This window comes from Actinopolyspora alba (genome assembly GCF_900112765.1).
In the GTDB taxonomy this organism is placed as follows: domain Bacteria; phylum Actinomycetota; class Actinomycetes; order Mycobacteriales; family Pseudonocardiaceae; genus Actinopolyspora; species Actinopolyspora alba.
On the sequence record NZ_FOMZ01000008.1, the window covers coordinates 1 to 16,969 of the forward strand.

Annotated in this window: 13 protein-coding genes and 1 pseudogene; 7 read left to right on the forward strand and 7 right to left on the reverse strand. The window is 62.1% G+C overall.

What is annotated here, in order from left to right; translation table 11 throughout:
* Positions 1 to 309: hypothetical protein (locus BM150_RS24500; RefSeq protein ID WP_217641621.1), on the reverse strand; the 309-nt coding region annotated here is incomplete at its 3' end.
* A 211-nt stretch (positions 310 to 520) separates the two neighbouring features.
* Positions 521 to 853 carry a hypothetical protein gene (locus BM150_RS13045; RefSeq protein ID WP_092927552.1) on the reverse strand — a complete coding sequence of 111 codons (333 nt, stop codon included), beginning with the start codon at positions 851 to 853 and terminating at the stop codon, positions 521 to 523.
* Positions 854 to 982: 129 nt separating this feature from the next.
* Between BM150_RS13045 and BM150_RS13050 the strand changes: the two genes are divergently transcribed.
* Positions 983 to 1,795, forward strand: a complete 813-nt coding sequence (locus BM150_RS13050; RefSeq protein WP_092927761.1) for a GntR family transcriptional regulator — start codon at positions 983 to 985, stop codon at positions 1,793 to 1,795.
* A complete protein-coding gene (locus tag BM150_RS13055; protein ID WP_092927553.1) occupies positions 1,792 to 2,538 on the forward strand; it encodes a glycosyltransferase family 2 protein in 747 nt (248 codons plus the stop codon). Before BM150_RS13050 ends, BM150_RS13055 begins: the two co-directional genes overlap by 4 nt.
* A 446-nt stretch (positions 2,539 to 2,984) precedes the next feature.
* Here the strand turns inward: BM150_RS13055 and BM150_RS23755 are convergent, their stop codons facing one another.
* Positions 2,985 to 3,701, reverse strand: a complete 717-nt coding sequence (locus BM150_RS23755; protein WP_139219523.1) for a hypothetical protein — start codon at positions 3,699 to 3,701, stop codon at positions 2,985 to 2,987.
* 624 nt (positions 3,702 to 4,325) lie between these two features.
* Between BM150_RS23755 and BM150_RS13060 the strand changes: the two genes are divergently transcribed.
* From BM150_RS13060 to BM150_RS13070, 3 genes are all read left to right on the forward strand, one after another.
* The gene (locus tag BM150_RS13060) at positions 4,326 to 5,738 is read left to right on the forward strand and encodes a tyrosine-type recombinase/integrase (RefSeq protein ID WP_217641622.1); all 1,413 of its coding nucleotides are present in this window, start codon (positions 4,326 to 4,328) and stop codon (positions 5,736 to 5,738) included.
* A 1,103-nt stretch (positions 5,739 to 6,841) separates the two neighbouring features.
* Entirely contained in the window at positions 6,842 to 7,402 is a 561-nt protein-coding gene (locus tag BM150_RS13065; protein WP_092927554.1) for a Kiwa anti-phage protein KwaB-like domain-containing protein, read from the forward strand.
* A gap of 51 nt (positions 7,403 to 7,453) precedes the next feature.
* Positions 7,454 to 8,374 carry a phosphotransferase enzyme family protein gene (locus BM150_RS13070; RefSeq protein WP_092927555.1) on the forward strand — a complete coding sequence of 307 codons (921 nt, stop codon included), beginning with the start codon at positions 7,454 to 7,456 and terminating at the stop codon, positions 8,372 to 8,374.
* On the opposite strand, the gene BM150_RS13075 is transcribed toward BM150_RS13070, so the two are convergent.
* Complete coding sequence (locus tag BM150_RS13075) at positions 8,368 to 8,532, reverse strand: hypothetical protein (RefSeq protein ID WP_175496806.1); 165 nt, start codon at positions 8,530 to 8,532, stop codon at positions 8,368 to 8,370. The two genes, BM150_RS13070 and BM150_RS13075, sit on opposite strands and share 7 nt — an antisense overlap.
* A 2,240-nt stretch (positions 8,533 to 10,772) precedes the next feature.
* On the opposite strand from BM150_RS13075, the pseudogene BM150_RS25090 reads away from it, so the two are divergent.
* Positions 10,773 to 10,946: pseudogene (locus tag BM150_RS25090) on the forward strand (PPOX class F420-dependent oxidoreductase); the annotation flags it as partial.
* 185 nt (positions 10,947 to 11,131) lie between these two features.
* Here the strand turns inward: BM150_RS25090 and BM150_RS13085 are convergent.
* On the reverse strand, positions 11,132 to 13,105 hold the full coding sequence (locus BM150_RS13085; RefSeq protein WP_092927556.1) for an Orn/Lys/Arg family decarboxylase: 1,974 nt from the start codon (positions 13,103 to 13,105) through the stop codon (positions 11,132 to 11,134).
* A gap of 541 nt (positions 13,106 to 13,646) precedes the next feature.
* Between BM150_RS13085 and BM150_RS13090 the strand changes: the two genes are divergently transcribed.
* Positions 13,647 to 14,810: a beta-1,3-glucanase family protein gene (locus tag BM150_RS13090; RefSeq protein ID WP_092927557.1), complete on the forward strand. Its 1,164-nt coding sequence runs from the start codon at positions 13,647 to 13,649 to the stop codon at positions 14,808 to 14,810.
* Between the two features lie 82 nt (positions 14,811 to 14,892).
* On the opposite strand, the gene BM150_RS13095 is transcribed toward BM150_RS13090, so the two are convergent.
* Together BM150_RS13095 and BM150_RS13100 are read right to left on the reverse strand one after the other, a co-directional pair.
* Positions 14,893 to 16,128 carry a macrolide family glycosyltransferase gene (locus tag BM150_RS13095; RefSeq protein ID WP_092927558.1) on the reverse strand — a complete coding sequence of 412 codons (1,236 nt, stop codon included), beginning with the start codon at positions 16,126 to 16,128 and terminating at the stop codon, positions 14,893 to 14,895.
* Positions 16,125 to 16,961, reverse strand: a complete 837-nt coding sequence (locus BM150_RS13100) for an ABC transporter permease (protein WP_092927559.1) — start codon at positions 16,959 to 16,961, stop codon at positions 16,125 to 16,127. The genes BM150_RS13095 and BM150_RS13100 overlap by 4 nt, the downstream gene beginning before the upstream one ends.
* Positions 16,962 to 16,969: the final 8 nt, after the last annotated feature.

Sequence of the window (16,969 nt, forward strand, 5' to 3'; positions counted from 1 at the left end):
CGATTGCAGCGCGGCGGCCTTGAACATCAGCCCGATTTCTGTTCCCCCGCCTGCGAGGAATTCGTAGGCCCGCACATACGGGCTAAGCAGCTCCACACGATCCCCAGCAGCGAACCCCGAATCCGGAGGACTGTCCAACGTCACCCGGATCTCATCACCACCCCGGGACACCGTTCCCTGACCGTCAAGCGGCTTGACGATCAACCCCACTCGGAATTTCCCGCTCGTGCCCTGCCACGGAGGTTCTGACACCCACGTCAACAACCCATCAAAACGCACACTCTGCGTCTGCCCCGCTCGCATCGTCATCAGCACCCTTCCTTCCTATCGGGAAACCCTGAAAACCCCCGGCCACGCTCCATGCGGCCGGGGATCAACACCATTTCCCGACACACACAATGCGCCGGAAAAAGACACAACTCGGCTCCACTATGCAATTCTCAAACACCAGGAAAAAGCACACGCCGAACCACGACGCGAACACTCAAAAAGAACCCCGATAATGTCGGGGGAAACCCGGTCAGCCCGCCGGGGTGACACCCGCCGCGCGGAACGTGATCCCGGAAACCTTCTCGCCCTTGCCGTTGACGAAATCGAACGGACTCACCCGAGCATCGACCAACTCCACCAACGAGCCTTCCTCCACCTCGCCGGGATCGGCATCCAGAGTCACCTTGATCTCCTCGCCCTTCTGCCCCTTGGCCTTGGCGAACAGCGAGATGATGAACAACGGCAGATCCGTCTTCGCGTCCGTGACAACCTCGGTCATCCCGTCCCGCTCCCGCGTCTTCTGCATCGGCTCCTCGGTCACCAGCAACTTGTACCCACCCAGATTCACCGGAATGTTCCGCATGACAATCACCTTCCTTCGTTGTTGTTGGTTGCCACCTTACAGCACATGGCAGCCATGTCAATGGCAGCCAGGTTTACGAGTGCAACTGAGCATGGCAGACAGGCAGACATGTCCTGTTACGCTGGGGATATGTCGCAACGAGACTGGCGTCCGCGCTACATCCAGGTCGCCGAAGAGCTGCGGGAGCAGATCCACGAGGGCCGGCTCTCGCCGGGTGAACCGCTGCACAGTGAGCCCGAAATCGCGGAAACCTACGGGCTGTCGCGGACGAGCGTGCGCAACGCGATCAAGCTGCTGCGGAATTGGGGACTGGTGACCGTCCAGAAGGGCAAGGGCACCTACGTGCGCCAGCCGCCGCAGCGGGTTAAGCGGGACGCCGACAGCCGGTATCAGTGGGAAAAGGATCGGGTGGTCAACCCGCAGGAGGACCGGGCGCGCGAGGGAGCGACCGAGGCGGACACCGGGCTGCCGTTCGAGCGGCTGAGCTTCCACATCGCCTACGACACGACGCAGGCCGACGACGACCTCGCCACCGTGTTCGGCATCGCGCCGGACACGAAGCTGCTGCGCCGCACCTACGAAACGCGGGACACCGCGGACGGAACCTCGTTCCGGAGCGCGACCTCGTATCTGGTCTACGACACGGTTTCGGCCAACCCCGCGCTACTCGATGAGGCCAACGAGCCGTGGCCCGGAGGGACACAGCACCAGCTCTCGACCCTCGGAATCGAAATCGACCGCATCACCGATGAGGTCACCGCCCGGCTGCCCACACCGGAAGAGGCCCACCAGATGGGCATTGACGAAGGCGTCGTGGTGCTGTCCGTGCGCAAGATCTCCATCGACACCACCGACACGGTCGCCGAGGTTTCCGACATCCTCATGTCGGCCGACCGAACCTTGCTCAGCTACACCACACACCTGAATCGGTGGGACCAATGACGCGGCGCATATCGGTCATCACGCCCGTACACGGCCCGAGCGCGCACTATCTGCCCGAGGCGTACCGCTCGCTGATCGAGCAGGAGATGCCCGCCGAGTGGGACTGGGAATGGCTCGTCCAGGAAGACGGACACGAGGGAATCCTCGCCGACGTGCTGCCCGACGATCCCCGCATCAAACCCGACAGCGGACGCCAAGGCGGGGCCGGAATGGCCCGGACAATGGCGCTGTCCCGAGCAACCGGGGAACTGGTGAAGGTCCTCGACTCCGACGACCTACTCACCGAAGGAGCACTAGCCCGCGACATCGAGGCCTTGTCCTCCCCACACATCGACTGGAGCACCTCGCGGGTACTCGATCTACTCCCCGACGGCTCCACCGTGGGATTCGACCAGGACCCCGACGAAGGTGTCCTGTCCCGCGGATCAGTCCTCGAACACTGGCGCAGCCACAACCACCGCGCCCAAGTACACCCGGCGACCCTGTGCGTACGAACCACCGTGCTCGTCGCTCTGGGCGGATGGATGGCGCTACCAGCCTCCGAAGACACCGGATTGCTGCTCGCCCTCGACGCGGTGACCAACGGCTACTTCACCAGACAATGCGGACTGTTCTACCGCAAGTGGGAAGGCCAAACCACCAACCACGAGGCACACTCGCAGGGCTCCGAGCACGAGGCCCGCATGAACATCATCGAAGCCCGAGCCCAAGCACTCACCGACCTCTTCCCCGCACTCAGGTGAACCAGCACCAACCCAGTGTGCGTGTGTGTAGAGTTTCTTTTCTTCATCAAGGGCGGCCCCTGCCGGGGCCGCCTGCCTACTTGCCCAGTGCGTCCGGGGGAGAGCCGCCCGCCCGCTTGTCTGGTGCGGTCGGCCAGGCCGACGCCGGGCGTGCGGGCAAGCCCGGTCCCGGCGCCGGCGGCCGACCGCGAGCGGTGGGCGGGCGGCATCCCCGGACGCGGAGCGGAAGGCAGGCGACCCAGGCGGCAGGGACCGCCGAAGGAAGCTCACCGCACGCGCACCGGTACGGCTTGGCACCGTGGCCGGTTGGGCACCTGTTCCCGCGAAGTGTGGTCCCGCTGCGTACGCCCTCACTTTGGCCCCTTACGTTGTTTACGCAAGCGCACCATCCGACGAGGTAAACTAGATGGTCTCATTATTGCAGTTAAATTTACTTGGCAAAAATTTCACTCATTATCACAATTAAACTCCCCTTCGAGTAGCGCATTGTGACAGCTGCGACCAAAATCGGTAACCTTCCATGAGTGACCAAAGCTAAGCCCGCCCGGACTTTCATCGGTAATCAAACCATGAGTACTCAACCGCGCCACTACCGAATCAACTACATTATTCAAGGTAGGATCAATTTCGGTTAGCGCTGCCACGCCACCGTTCTTAGCGTCAGCGCTACGCTTGACCCATGCTTTATTGTCACCGGACATCAAAGCCAATGCGCGAATATCGATAACTTCGACACCCGCCAGAGTTGTAGCTATTCTGTATTGTTCGTCTATTTGTGAATCGTTAAGCACTCCGCGCGCCAAGGCTCGCCCGAGGGCGTTAATTTTCTTTTTTTCTTCAGCAACAGAAGCCGCCTGTAGCGCACGGGCTATCAACTCAATTTTTCGATCATCTTCCAGGGCGCTTTCCAATATTACTTCAAAGGTACAGTTTCCTTCGGAGCAAGCAATTTCTCCCGCTTGGTCTATTTTCGCTTTCCTTCGATCAACAACAGCACGAATGCTGTAGGAAGCTTCTTCAAACAATGGCCCCGAGGCATTTCCAACGACTGAAGCAAGCTCAGGACTGATGAGCAGTCCTGTAAGGATGCCAGTTGTAGCACCTACCCCGCCGCCTGTTACCTTGTCGAAAGCTCGCCATCCGCGTCGATCTAGTTCGCTCATGGCGCATATCTTACGGGGCATGTCATCTGGTCAACTAACTTGTTATATAATCGAGCGCAGATGACCTGACTGCAGCTGCAAGTGTCTAGTGGCTGAGTGTCGGATTAGTGAAGGAACTGGAGCGGTTCTCGGTCAGTGGCCGTGCTTTCTGCCCGGAGTAGAGATCAAGCTGCCAGTCAGCCCCAAGATCATGAGTGCACTTTACGTGTACGAAACGATGACAGACAACGACTGACACCCACCCACAACGGATATGCTGATCGATGTTCCGTCACAGCGCACGCCAGTGATTGAGCATCGCCGGCAGCGGATGACAGCGATGGATCATTACTCCACGGGTTGAGGGTGTGACCCCCTCAAAGCGCCCCCACTTTACCCCCACAAATCAACGACAAACGTCCACTGCTACCGCCATGTAACAAGTCCCCGCCTACGCGCTCCGCCCCAGCGCACGCCAAGGACTGACCGACGGTGACAGATGATGCGAAGCCTCATCCCATAAAGCGGGTGTCGCAGGTTCGAATCCTGCCGAGGGCGCCCAGTTTGACCAGCGAAAACGACTTTTCGAGGTCGAGAGTTCGAAGTTCGTGGGCATGGTTGTGGGCATAAATTGCCCTGGACTTGATGTTCATGGCGACTCGTAAGCGCCGCTCGCGCGGCAACATCGAGGAACGTGGCGACGGCTTCCGCGTCCGGGTCTATGCCGGTGTCGGTCCGCTGACGGGCAAGCAGCACTACCTCAAGGAGACCCACGGCAGCTACCGCGAGGCCGAGAAGGCGCTGACCCGGCTGCAGAACCAGGTCGACGAGAAGCGGCACCCGCGCAGCAACGTCACGGTCTCGCAGGTGCTGGAGCAGTGGCTGGAGGTCGCGCGGCACGAGGACAGCACCCGCGAGCGCTGCCAGGACCTGATCCGGCTCTACATCGAACCGACCTTCGGCGCCACGGCCGCGGCGAAGATCGACGCCGAACTGCTGGAGCGCTGCTACGCCCGGCTGCGGGACTGCAAGGACCTGTGCGGCGGGAAACACGCGAAAGACCACGAGTGCACCCCGCTGGCGGCGAACACTGTGCGCAAGATTCACTTCATCTTCCGCTCCGCCTTCGACCGGGCGGTGCGCTGGCGCTACCTCTCGGTCAACCAGGCCGAAATCGCCCAGCCGCCGTCGTTCGAACGCAGCGAACCCGATCCGCCGTCGGCCGCCGAGGCCGCGAGTCTGCTGCGGGAGACGTCGGAGGATCCACAGTGGTGTCTGCTGCTGTGGCTGACCATGGTCACCGGGTGCCGCAGGGGTGAGCTGTGCGCGCTGCGGTGGGGCGATGTGGACCTCGCGGCAGGGATGCTGTCCATCGAGCGCAGCTACTCCAAGACGCGCGAACGTGCCCGGGAGAAGAGCACCAAGACGCGGCAGCGCCGCCGCATCGCGCTGGACACCCACACCGTCGAGCTGCTGCGGGACCACCGCGAGCAGGCGCGGTCGAACTGCGCCGCCCTCGGCACGGGTTTCGACGACAACGCGTTCGTCTTCAGCATCGAACCCGACGGGTCCGCTCCGCTGCTGCCCCGCAGCGTCAGCCAGCGCTACCGGCGCCTGGCCCAACGCCTCGAACTGCGCAGCACCCGGCTGCACGCGCTACGGCACTACTCCGCGACCGAGTTGCTGGCCAACGGCACCGACCTGCGCACCGTGGCGGGCCGTCTCGGCCACGTCGACGGCGGCGTGACCACGCTGAACACCTACGCCGGCTGGGTCACCGAAGCCGACCGCAAAGCGGCCAACACCATCGCCGACACCGTCCCCAGACCCGAGCCCGCCAGCCGCCGGCCCCGCAGCCCCTACGAACACCTCGCCGCCGAACTCCGCGACGCCATCACCAACGGCACCTACTCCCCCGGCGACGAACTCCCCACCGTCACCGACCTCGCCGCCACCCATGGCCTCTCCACCGGCACCGTGCAGCGAGCGATCACGCTGCTCCGACAGGAAGGACTCATCGACGTCGCCCGGGGTAAACGGGCGAAGGTCGTGCATTGAACCTGAGCCAATTCCCGCAAAGGAAGAACAGCATACTACCACTGAGTAACTGACGGCTCACAGCTCCACCCTAAGAAACATCAACAACTTTCGAGAGTTCGTATGCTAGTTCCTGATGTTGCAAACCATAAGCTGTCGTTCTGCTCCATAAGCCACAAGATTGTCGTACCTATGTGACATCCTGACGACCAGTTGGACTACTTGCAGGGAGGCATCATGCTAGCGAAACCGTTACTCTTCTTGTCTTCCTATAGCCCACTCTTCGCCCTGCTTGCTCTTAGATTCCAGCCAATATGGCTGATTATTACATGCATAGTGCTAGCACTCGTGGGGATGATCTCATTGGGACTGCTTTTTCGGCTTGATGCTCGAGCATCAAGAGGGATGCACACATTAGAGGACGCAAAACCAGCAGGCGCAGAAGCAGGGGCGTACGTAGGCACGTACTTGTTACCTTTCGTGACAGTCTCCACTCCTTCAATTCGTGATGCAGCAGCGTATGCCGTTTTTATAGTTATTGCTGCAACTATACATCTCCGCTCTTCGATCATCCAGATCAACCCATTGCTCTACCTGATAGGATACAAGGTAATTTCTATCGTTGACACCAACGAACTGGGGGCGTATGTAGTAACAAGACAATCATTAAGAAAAGGTGACACAATCGAGGCAACCCGCTTCGGAAACAATGTTCTCATTAATCGCCCAAACCGAACAGCAAGCCATAATAATAATCTCAACAACTAAAAGGCCCCATTGATGATAACTTACTCCGAAATATTCGACCACGGATACACGGCCACACTTACTGTGGCTTGGAGATCCGGCAAGTCCGCGCATGGAAGGATGGTCAAAGCTGGCGGAGAAGTAATAGGACAGCTTTGCGAGTATGCAAAAACTTCCCTAAAAAAGACGCATGTACATAAAGAACCAGCTGAATACGACCCGAATGACGAGATGGATGAAGAAACTTCGTGGCTACATGCAAAACATGACGAATTACTCGACACAGCTTTGCTTGATCAAATCACCAAAGGGGCCTCGCTTGAACAAATCTCCTCAAGCGAACTTAAAAAAAGCAGCTCACACTCTATGCACTACACTTGGCGGTATCCCCAGAGGTATCCGCAATATTCATCCGCAAGGGCAGTCCGATAAGACTCGCAACCAAAGGACTGGTTGCAGCTTTCGACGAAACCTTAACAAAAATAGAAAACCCAATACTTTCTTTTGATGAATTTTTCGATTTAATAATTCTTGGCGACGATGTGGCAATTTTGAATCAGAAAAATTTCGAAGATCTATTCAAAGATAGCGAGGCGGTTCTTTCAAGCGCCGGAGAGTGGGCTGACCAACTAAGCAGTGAGCTTCCAATACCCGTAGATCATCCTAGCTACCTAGCAGAACGCCTGAGAAAAAATAGGAACATGAGGCGCAGAGTTCTCAATATTCTCAATTCAGGTTACCTTCCAGAGCTAACAATAGAAAAGCTACGAGAAAAGATGAAGGAAAAAGATCTAGATTCGGATAAATTAATACAGAATGACGCACTTGTATTCAACAAAGAAACCGAAAAGGATATAATTCTTCTTCTAAACGAAGATCTATGGAAAGGCGATTTTTCTGGAGAAAGATACTCAGCCACAAAGAAATCTAAACGCTAGATAAAGAAAAATTACCAATCTACCGTGATGCTGTAGCCTATAGTTATCAACATGGCACTAGGTCGAGACGGAGAAGCAGATATCAGTGATCCATTCACCCACGAGACCGCCGCCCGGACTCTGGAGCAGGTGTGCCAGCGCGCGAGCCTGGACTCTGCCGGAGCCGAGCTGGTCAGGATCGGGGAGAACGCCGTGTTCCGGTTGCGGGAGCCGGTGATCGTGCGGATCGCCCGCACCTCGCGATACGCCGACGCGGCCGCCAAGGAGGTGGCGGTCGCGCGGTGGCTCGAATCGGCCGGCTATCCGGCTACGCGTGCTCTCGACGTCGAGCAGCCCATCGTGGTCGACGGTCGTGTGGCGACCGTGTGGGAGTCGGTGTCGGAACACGAGGAATACGGCGACATCGGCCAGGTCGCCACGCTGATCCGCGACCTACACAGGCTCGATCCTCCGGAGACGCTGAAACTTCCCGAACTCGACCCGTTCGTTCGCGCCGACACCCGCTTGGCCAAGGTCCGCGGCGTCTCCGACGACGACCTCGCGTTCCTCCACGAAGGGCTCGCCGACGCCCGCCGCAAGTGGAACGAACTGGAGTTCGTGCTGCCACGCGGCCCGGTGCACGGCGACGCGAGCATCGGCAACGTCATCCGGGCATCCGACGGCCACGCCGTACTCATCGACCTGGACGGCTTCGCCACCGGCCCTCGCGAATGGGACCTGATCCAAACGGCCATGTACTACGACCGCTTCGGCTGGCACACCCACGAGGAGTACGAGACCTTCGTCGGCATCTACGACTACGACCTGCTCGAATGGCCCGGCTACCACGACCTGGCCGCCATCCGGGAAGTGCTCATGACCATCTGGCTCAGCCAGAAAGCCGGCGACGACGCACGCAGCGCCGCCGAGGTCCACAACCGCGTCGACGACATGCGAACCGGAGCTAGCCGCCGGGACTGGGCACCCTACTGACCCGGCGTCCACAGCGAGGTCTCGGCCGCCTGTTCCTTGAACTCGCGCACCACCGGACTGTCGCCCAACTTGTCCAACCGCTGCCGGAACTCGGCCACGTAGACCCCGCAGCGCGCCGACTTCAACCGTTCCCCGATGTCGAGCGCACGCAACGCCACCTCGCACGCCCTCTCGGCCTCACCCTGATCGAAGTAATGTTCAAGTCAGTAGTGCACGGCGAAACCGATTACTGGTGAACGGATTCGAAAAGATCCGGTCAACAACCTGCCGCATATCGCCTGAGCAACCGTGCCCACACCTCGGCGATGGCCGTCCACGCCCACCACCGGTCGCATAGCTCCCCCGCCACCCACGGGCCAGCATCGTCACCACCGGTAATCGCTTGGCCAGTAACACTCCCCTCGCGTCCGCCGGACCAGGGTGACCACTGGCTCTTCCTGACCCAGGAATTCGTGCTCTGGCAACCGAAAGCTGACATTGTCATCACCCGTCACACGGCGGCGAACCGTGGCTTTCTTGGTCAACCCATGTTCGTGATCCTTCAGAATCGATGGAGCGCGCTGCAAGCGATCCAGGCAGTACCGTCGTCGTTCAGCTGAATGCTCGACATCTCTATTGGATCGTCCAGGCGGTACTGGACATAAGAGGCTGGCTTTCGTCGAAACGAAAGCCAGCTTCCGGGTACACGGGAAAAGAGGTAACTTTCGATGGGAGAGCCCCACGGAGACCGCGGAAAACAACCAGTCCCTTCGGACGAAGCCCCAAGTGAAACCAGCCACCTGTGCTCCCTGCGAACTCTCGTGATCACAGTTATGGCGGTGGTGATCGGACTTACGACCGGCACCGCGACAGGAGTGTCGGCGGGGCTGGGAGCAGCACATTCATCGGGAACGTTGCTAGCGGTCGCTGTGGGCGTAGCGAGCGGGCTGGCAGCGTTCGGAGTCACCTCGATCAGTGTCGCTTCAACCTTGCATCCCCTCGTTGGCGGTCGAAGCTGATTCCGATACTTCCACCACCTGTAATTAACAAAAGCAAATCAGCAGATCCACCAAAGGAACGCTGAGTCAACTCCGGACAGAAAAGACTTGCTCCAACACACGCCCCTACTCGAAGGTAACCAACAGAACCCTCGACTCTGTCTTCGCACCCCGAGCGACGAACACGAAGAGCTTCCCTCGACCGGCACACAGTGCACATGCACATACACCTCGTGTGGGAGACTGTACAACGACATGTTCATGCATACCAATGTTTTCGCTGATCACAGGCGCTCTCGCCGGAAACAGGAGTAAGTATGAATGTCAATACAGGACAAGATGTGTCCATATGTGTCAAAGGAGTCCGCGTGCCGCGAGTAATCGCGATGCCAGACCTTGATGTCGTTCCGTTGGGGCCACATCGAGAGTTCCTGGAATCACTGCATCAGCACTATCGGCAAGCGAGCCGACCTCAGTTACGCTTGCTGAGCGAAACCATCGCGAAACGCGATCTGGCGGGCATGCCCAGCAGAGAAACAATCCGGAGACTGCTTCGCGGGGAAACCATTCCGGAGTGGCTCACTGTGCATGCAGTGATCAACATCCTGTGCGAATTCGCAGGACACACCTTCGACGAACGCGGTCGGTCCGAGTGCGAAGGTGTCTTTCACACCAAGTGGAACGCTGCCCTCGATGGACAAACGCAAGCACCTGCAGTGACCGTGAGGCCCGCCAAGATGCGTAACGCGGGAGCCCCCAAGCCTGCCACCACTCCTTCGGGATTGGTCAGACCGACTCGCCCACTACCACGAGAAATCGCTTTCAAGAAGAGCAGGCCTTCACAGCCTCCAGCGGATGCGGAGGGGAACAGCACTCCCGATGGGCAGCAAGAACACCGTATCGACACGTCGCAGCAGTGCACCCAATGACACCACCACAGGACGCATAGCGAGTCGTGTCGACACGGCATCCGGATAACAAAGCGACCGTCACCACACGGTCACCCCGGGGCAGCCCAGCTCTGCTGGGCTGCCCCGCGTAGTCGTGCGACTGCCAGAACCACAGCACACGCCATAGCAACCATACCTACTACTTGTCTTGACGCATACGACAATCACCCGGCAAATCGTCCCCGCAACGAGTGATATTCATCAGTTTCTAACAAGCGGAAACGTGTACATCCTGCCCCACTCGGCCAGGCAACCAAGGTTGTCGAGCATGACCGTGGACATGAGATAGGTGAATCAGGCGAGCTCCGTGGAACGACAGCAACACATGAAATAACCATCGATGCAGGTCAAACACCTGCAGCGGTGTCGGCAGCGCTCCTCAACCGGGTGTCTCAGGTGCGAACTCTGCCGAAGATGCATTCCGCCACCGCAGAAAAGACGCTGTGAGCTGCGCGGAAAACCCACAGCAGGGAGGCGCTGGACGGCCTCGTCGACTACTTCCGCTGCATCTCGGGTGAGCACCCTGACTGGGACGAGTACCGCGAAGCCATGGCCTGGCAGAACAAGTCGCTGCTCCGCATCGAGATCAAGGACTGGGGCCCGATCGCCACCGGTGGTTTCCCGCCGCACCTCGCGGAGTCCTGAACCCCAGTGCGGTGAAACCTGTCCGGAGGGCTCATCCGATCGGGGTGACGCCGGATTCGCGCAGCGGGCGCTTCAGCCGGCGGCGACGGCCGGAGCACGCACCGCGGCGATCTCCGAGTAGGACGCACGGCCCGCGGGCTGCGGGGAACGTCGGCGTCGATTTCTCGCGAAATCGCCGCACCGGGTTACGGGAGGAGGCAGTCGACGTGGTACTCGCCGGAATCGTCGCGCTCGATGCCGTGGATGTCGTGCTCGAACCCGGGAAAGGCGCGGTCGAAATCCCGCAGTGCGGCCAGGTAGCGCAGGAAGTCGCCCTCGGCATTCCCGGTCTCCTCCCCCGGCATCAGGATCGGGACACCGGGTGGGACGGGAACCACCATGTTCGCGGCGATGTGGCCATCCAACCGCCCCAGCGGTACCTGTGCGGTACGCCTGCGGACGATCTCGTCGTGCGCGTCGGCGGGGGTGCGGGGTCGGCGCGGCAAGTTGGTGTAGGCCCGTTCCAGCAGTTCGGGTACCCTGTGGCTTCGCAGCCGCTCGTGCATCTCGTGCGCCAGTCCGCGCAGGGTCTCACCGCCGTAGCGCTCAGGGTGCTCGTCCAGCAGGGTGGGCAGCACTTCGGACAGCGGCGCATCGGTGTCGTAGGCGAGTTTGACGTCCCACAACGCCCGGGAGAGACGCTGTCGTTTCTCGGCCGTGGTGCCCAGAGTGAACAGCAACAGCAACGTGTAGTGCCCGGTTTTCTCGACGACGATGCCCCGCTCGGCGAGACAGCGCGCCACGATTTTGGCGGGCAGTCCGGCCTCCTCGAACCGACCCCACTGATCGCAGCCGGGAGACAGCAGGGTCACCTTGCAGGGATCGAGCAGCGCGTAGTCCTCTTCGAGGTCGGTGAAACCGTGCCACTCGGCCCCCGGTTCCAGTGACCAGCACCGGGGTTCGGAGCGCAACAGTTCCGGAGGGGCGCGGTGCAGCGGAACCAGCTGCCCGGACTCGGGAACCTCGACTGCTGGTGGCTGCCACACGCCGAAGAACCATCCCGTCCCGCTCTCGGCGGACTCGGCGGCGTACCCGGCCACTTCCTGTCGGAGACCGATCGCCTCGTCGAGCACCTCGTCCAGCATGGCGGCACCGGAACCGCCGTCCAGCATGGCCGAGGCGACGTCGAGTCCTGCGATCATGGGATAGGACGGTGAGGTGGAGGCGTGCATCGCGTAGGTGAGGTTGAAGCGGTGGCCGTCCGGAGCCTCACCCTCCGGAACACCGATGTGGATCATCGCGCTCTGGGACAACGCCGCGAGCATCTTGTGAGTCGACTGCGCTGCGTACACGCGTGGCGCACCGGCCTTGCCCGCGGCGGCCATGGCGTAACGATCGCGGTAGATCGGGTGGAACGCGGCGTGTGCGAACCACGCCTCGTCGAAGTGGAGGTCGTCGACCGATTCGCCGAGTAGCTCGGCCACCCGGTTGGTGTCGTAGCAGATCCCGTCGTAAGTGGAGTTCGTCACTACGGCGTACGCCGCCTCGCCCGAGACAGCGTGGCACCGCAGTGCTTCCGGTGGAATCGGCCCGCTGAGTCCGTAACCGTTGCGTTGGGCGGGCAGGTAGACCGGCAGAGCTCCGGTCAGCGTGGCGCCGTCGCAGACGCACTTGTGGCAGTTGCGGTCGAGCAGCGCCCGGTCCCCACGGGCCAGGCAGCTGTGCATGATGGTGCGGTTGGCTCCGGAACTCCCGTTCAGCACGAAGAACGTCTCGTCGGCCCCGAAGACGCGCGCCGCGGTTCGCTCGGCATCGCCGATCGGTCCGGTGGAGTCCAGCAACGAGCCGAAGCGTGGGACCGAGACCGAAAGATCGGTGCGCGGCACCTCCGAGCCGAGGTACTCGGCGAACTCGGCACCGACTCCCGTCCTGGTGAAGGCTTGCCCACCGGCGTGTGCCGGGCTGTGCCAGGATTCGGCACCGGAACGCCCGTAGTCACGCAGGGCGTCGAAGAACGGCGGCCGAACCACCGGTCGTCCGGCGGAGGTGAGTTCCGAGATCGGATACCGCAGGCGGACCTCGTGACTTCGCTCGGTCAGTTCCGCCACGAGCCGATCGATCCGCTCCGAAAATCCGGTCAGCCGTTCGCCCGCCACGAGCAGAACCCTGGTAAGTGTCATTCGGTTTTCCTCCGGTCCGGGGCGAACGATGTTGGCTGGACCGTCCCCCGGACGCGATCAGATGAGGGGCCCCGCACGGAGGAATGCGGCACCGCCCTCCGAGGCAGGGATTACGCGTCGTGCGTAACAACGCGACTTGATTCGACGCTGACGCTGCGCTGACAGGAGCAGGGGAGCACGAACGACGACGTCAATTTCTCGCGAAATCGCCGCGTGAGGGTCGGGGAGAGAACTCACCCGGAGGCCGTGGCCGCGAAGGGCATCGAAGACGAGGGCCGGACGGCCGCCCCCTCGAAGCCTTCCGCCACGGTCGAGAGCGGTCGGCCGCCGAAACGGCGGATCCGCACGGCGCGACTTTCGGGGAAAGCAGCAGCTGACGGAGGACACTGTCCCCTCCGGGACATTCGGTTGGCACTTTTCGGCTCTGCCGGACGTGCCATCGACAGCGCCGGATCGACGTAATGCTGGATCGGTTCCGGCGGCAGCACACTGGTCTGGACCGCATGAGGGCCGTTACCGCGGTCCGACCGAAGGAGGCACCTTGTTCAGCAGGAGAACATTCCTGGGGGGACTTTCCACTGCGGCGCTGGCGGCACCGGTACTGGGCAGCGGCGCCACCGCGGCGGCACGGCCACGAACCACCGCCGCCGCCGTGCCGCTGCCACTGACGATCACCAACCACACCGGCGACTTCGCCAACACCTCGATCTCGCTCTACATCGTCGGAGTCGACCACTCGGGCCAGCAGGTTCGGGTGACCCCCGACGGCCGGAGAGTGCCGATCTCGTTCTCCGACAACGGTTCGGACGGTTACGCCCACTACGGGATTCCGCTGAACAACAGCGGTGACACCACGATCAGCCTGCCCGCCATGTCGGGGCGCATCTATTTCGCCCTGGGCGGCGAGCTGAAGTTCAAGGTGGTCGAGAGCGGCACCGGTCAACCCGCGCTGCAGTACCCAGCGGGCTGGGTGCCCAGCGACCCCAGCAACACGGTGCTGCACGACGTCTTCGAGTTCACGCTCAACGACACCGGTATGTACTGCAACACCACGATGGTGGACATGTTCAGCGTGCCCTCCTCCATCCGACTGGTTGGTGCCTCGGACCAGACCACCGGGACGCTCGAAGCGGGTGGCCGTGACCGGATCTTCTCCAGCGTCAGCTCCACCCCGGGTTTCGAGAACCTGCGGCAGGGTGACTACCGGATCGTGGCTCCGGGGCACGGGCTGGACCTGGGCAACTTCTCCAGCACTTACTTCGACTCCTACATCGACCAGGTGTGGGAGCAGTACCGTTCGAGCACGATGACGGTGGACATCGGCACCGGTGTCTACCACGGCTCGGTATCCGGTGACCGGTTCGTCTTCGACGGCGATGTCGGGGCGTTCGACCGGCCCAGCACCCGCGACGTGCTGTTCTGCAACGGTGCGCTGTTCGCCGGGGCGGCGCCCAGGGGACCGGTGGCGGCGATCCTGGCCGCAGGGCTCAACCGGTCCAACCTGCACAACGTTACCTCGCAGCCCGCCGCTAACCCGGCGGACTTCTACAACCACTCGGTGACGAACCACTACGCGAAGGCGATGCACGCCAACACGGTCGACGGCAAGGCGTACGGCTTCGCCTTCGACGACGTGGCCGGTTTCGCGTCCTACATCCAGGACACGCGGGCGAGTTCCGCCACGCTGACGCTCACCCCGATGTGAGGCAGCCGTTCGGGCAACCGTGAACACGGGCCAGGCCACCCGCTCGGAGCGCCGCTTCCGGGCGGGTGGTCGCGTTCCGGTCTCAGCCGGAGTCCCGCTCCGCGAGCAGGTCCCGCAACGCGTCGGCACCGGCCGCGGGGCCACCGTAACCGCGCACCAGGTCACGCAACCCACTTACTCCCGCCAGCACGGTGTCGTCCCCGGCGACCTCGTCGACCGTTTCGCGGAGCGCTCGGGGCGAGGCGTTCGGATCGAGCCGACGGCCCGCGTCCAGCCGCGTCACGCGGTCGGCGTTGAGCTCCTGCTCGAGCAGCCGCGGGAGGGTCACCATGGGAACTCCGTAGTACAGCGCCTCCATCGTGGAGTTCATCCCGGCGTGCGTCAGAAACGCGTTGGACGCACGCAGCACCGCGGTCTGCGGAAAACCGGGCCGCACCTCGAAGTTGTCGGGTACTTCTCCCAGTTCGGCCGGATCGACGCGATCACCGATGGACATCGCCACCTGCCAGGCACCGTCTCCGAACGCCTCGATGCACCTGCGGTAGAAATCCACCCGTTCGTGGCCGAGAGTCCCCAGCGAGACGAACAGCAGGGGCTTGTCCGGATCGACGGGCCGCCACCGTTCCCTCGCCGCACGACCGCCGATCATGGGGCCGAGGAAGACGAACCGCTCGTCGAAGCCGTCCGCCTCGATCTGGAACTCCTTGGGGAGGAAGACGAGGTTCAGCGGATCACCGGCGTCGGACATCATCGAGTGGAAGTCGAAGCTCACCCCGTAGCGCTCGGCGAACGCCCGCATGTGTTGCCCGAAGTCACGCAGTACGGGATTGTTCGGATCGAACGCGCTCGGCAGCTGTTCGGTGAACAGGCCGCGCAGCGAGAACCGTTCGTTGCTCGCGAAACCGGGCAGCAGCGCGGTGTGGACGACCCGGAGCTTCTCGGCGAGCATGCGTCCGATCGAAGTGGCGGCGTCGGAGCACACCACGTCGGGAACGTCCCCGTCGAACCGATCCAGCATTGCCGGGAAGCTCTGCCGCACGTCGGCGAGGAAACGCTCCATTCGCGACACCGCCGCCACCGGCGCCGTCGAGGCGTCGGTCGGCGGCGGGTCGGGTAGCCGCAGCGAGACCGAGACGGGCTCGGCACCCGCCGCTCGAACGGCGGGCACCGCTTCGGGGCCGGTCACATAGCTGACCCGGTGGCCGCGTCCGACCAGCTCCTCCACCAGCGCGAGCGTCGGATTGACGTGTCCGGGCGCGGGGAGACCGACGAACGCGAAGTGCCTGCTCGCTTCGTCGCGTGTGGTTCGGAGTGTCACAGCGGGCGGCGGAACCCCTTCACCGCGAAGAAGGCACCGACCACCAGCAGCACCGCGCTGGTCCCCACGGCGGACAGCACACCGGTTCCCACCGGCATCGCCAGCGACAGGTCCCGGGAGGCGTCGACCGCGTAGGTCAGCGGGTTGATGCGCGCGACGATGCTCAACCAGTCGGGCAGCGCATCCAGCGGGACGAACGCGCTGGAGGCGAACATCAGCGGGAACATGGCCAGGAAGCCGACGCTCTGCATGACCTCCTCCTTGCGAACCCACGAGGCGATCGCGAGGAAGACCCAGGTCAACGACCAGCTCACCAGCAGCGCGAGCAGCCACGCGCTGAAGGTGCCGAGGAATCCGCCCTTCGGGGAGAAGCCGAACAGCACGGCGGCGGCGCCCAGCAGGATCACCAGTTGCACCGCCGTCCGGAACAGGTCGGCGAGGCTGCGTGCCAGCAGCACCGAGCCCATCCTGATGGGCAGTGAACGGAATCTGCCGAGCACACCGTTCTTCATGTCGGTGATCAGCCCCACCCCGGACTGCAGCGAGGCACCGATACCGGTGGTGACCAGGATGGCGGGCATCAGGTAGTTGATGTAGCTACCGGTCTGGATGCTCGACATCAACGCCTTGCCGAAGACCTGGCTGAACAGCGTCAGCATGATCAGCGGTTGCAGCAGGCTGAAGACGACTATTCGGGGATCTTTCAGGACCGCGCGTAAGGATCTGCCGGTCAGCACCACGATCTGGGTCCACACCCCGGCGCCGTGCCAGTTGGTGCGGTCCGGCGTGGACTGTTGCGCTCCGGTTCGCGGAGCGGTGAGTGTACTGGTCATCTGGACTT

Coding starts and splice junctions, on each gene's coding strand:
- BM150_RS13045 (WP_092927552.1), bottom strand. CDS start 853: ATGCGGAACATTCCGGTGAATCTGGGTGGGTACAAGTTGCTGGTGACC.
- BM150_RS13050 (WP_092927761.1), top strand. CDS start 983: ATGTCGCAACGAGACTGGCGTCCGCGCTACATCCAGGTCGCCGAAGAG.
- BM150_RS13055 (WP_092927553.1), top strand. CDS start 1,792: ATGACGCGGCGCATATCGGTCATCACGCCCGTACACGGCCCGAGCGCG.
- BM150_RS23755 (WP_139219523.1), bottom strand. CDS start 3,701: ATGAGCGAACTAGATCGACGCGGATGGCGAGCTTTCGACAAGGTAACA.
- BM150_RS13060 (WP_217641622.1), top strand. CDS start 4,326: ATGTTCATGGCGACTCGTAAGCGCCGCTCGCGCGGCAACATCGAGGAA.
- BM150_RS13070 (WP_092927555.1), top strand. CDS start 7,454: ATGGCACTAGGTCGAGACGGAGAAGCAGATATCAGTGATCCATTCACC.
- BM150_RS13085 (WP_092927556.1), bottom strand. CDS start 13,105: ATGACACTTACCAGGGTTCTGCTCGTGGCGGGCGAACGGCTGACCGGA.
- BM150_RS13100 (WP_092927559.1), bottom strand. CDS start 16,961: ATGACCAGTACACTCACCGCTCCGCGAACCGGAGCGCAACAGTCCACG.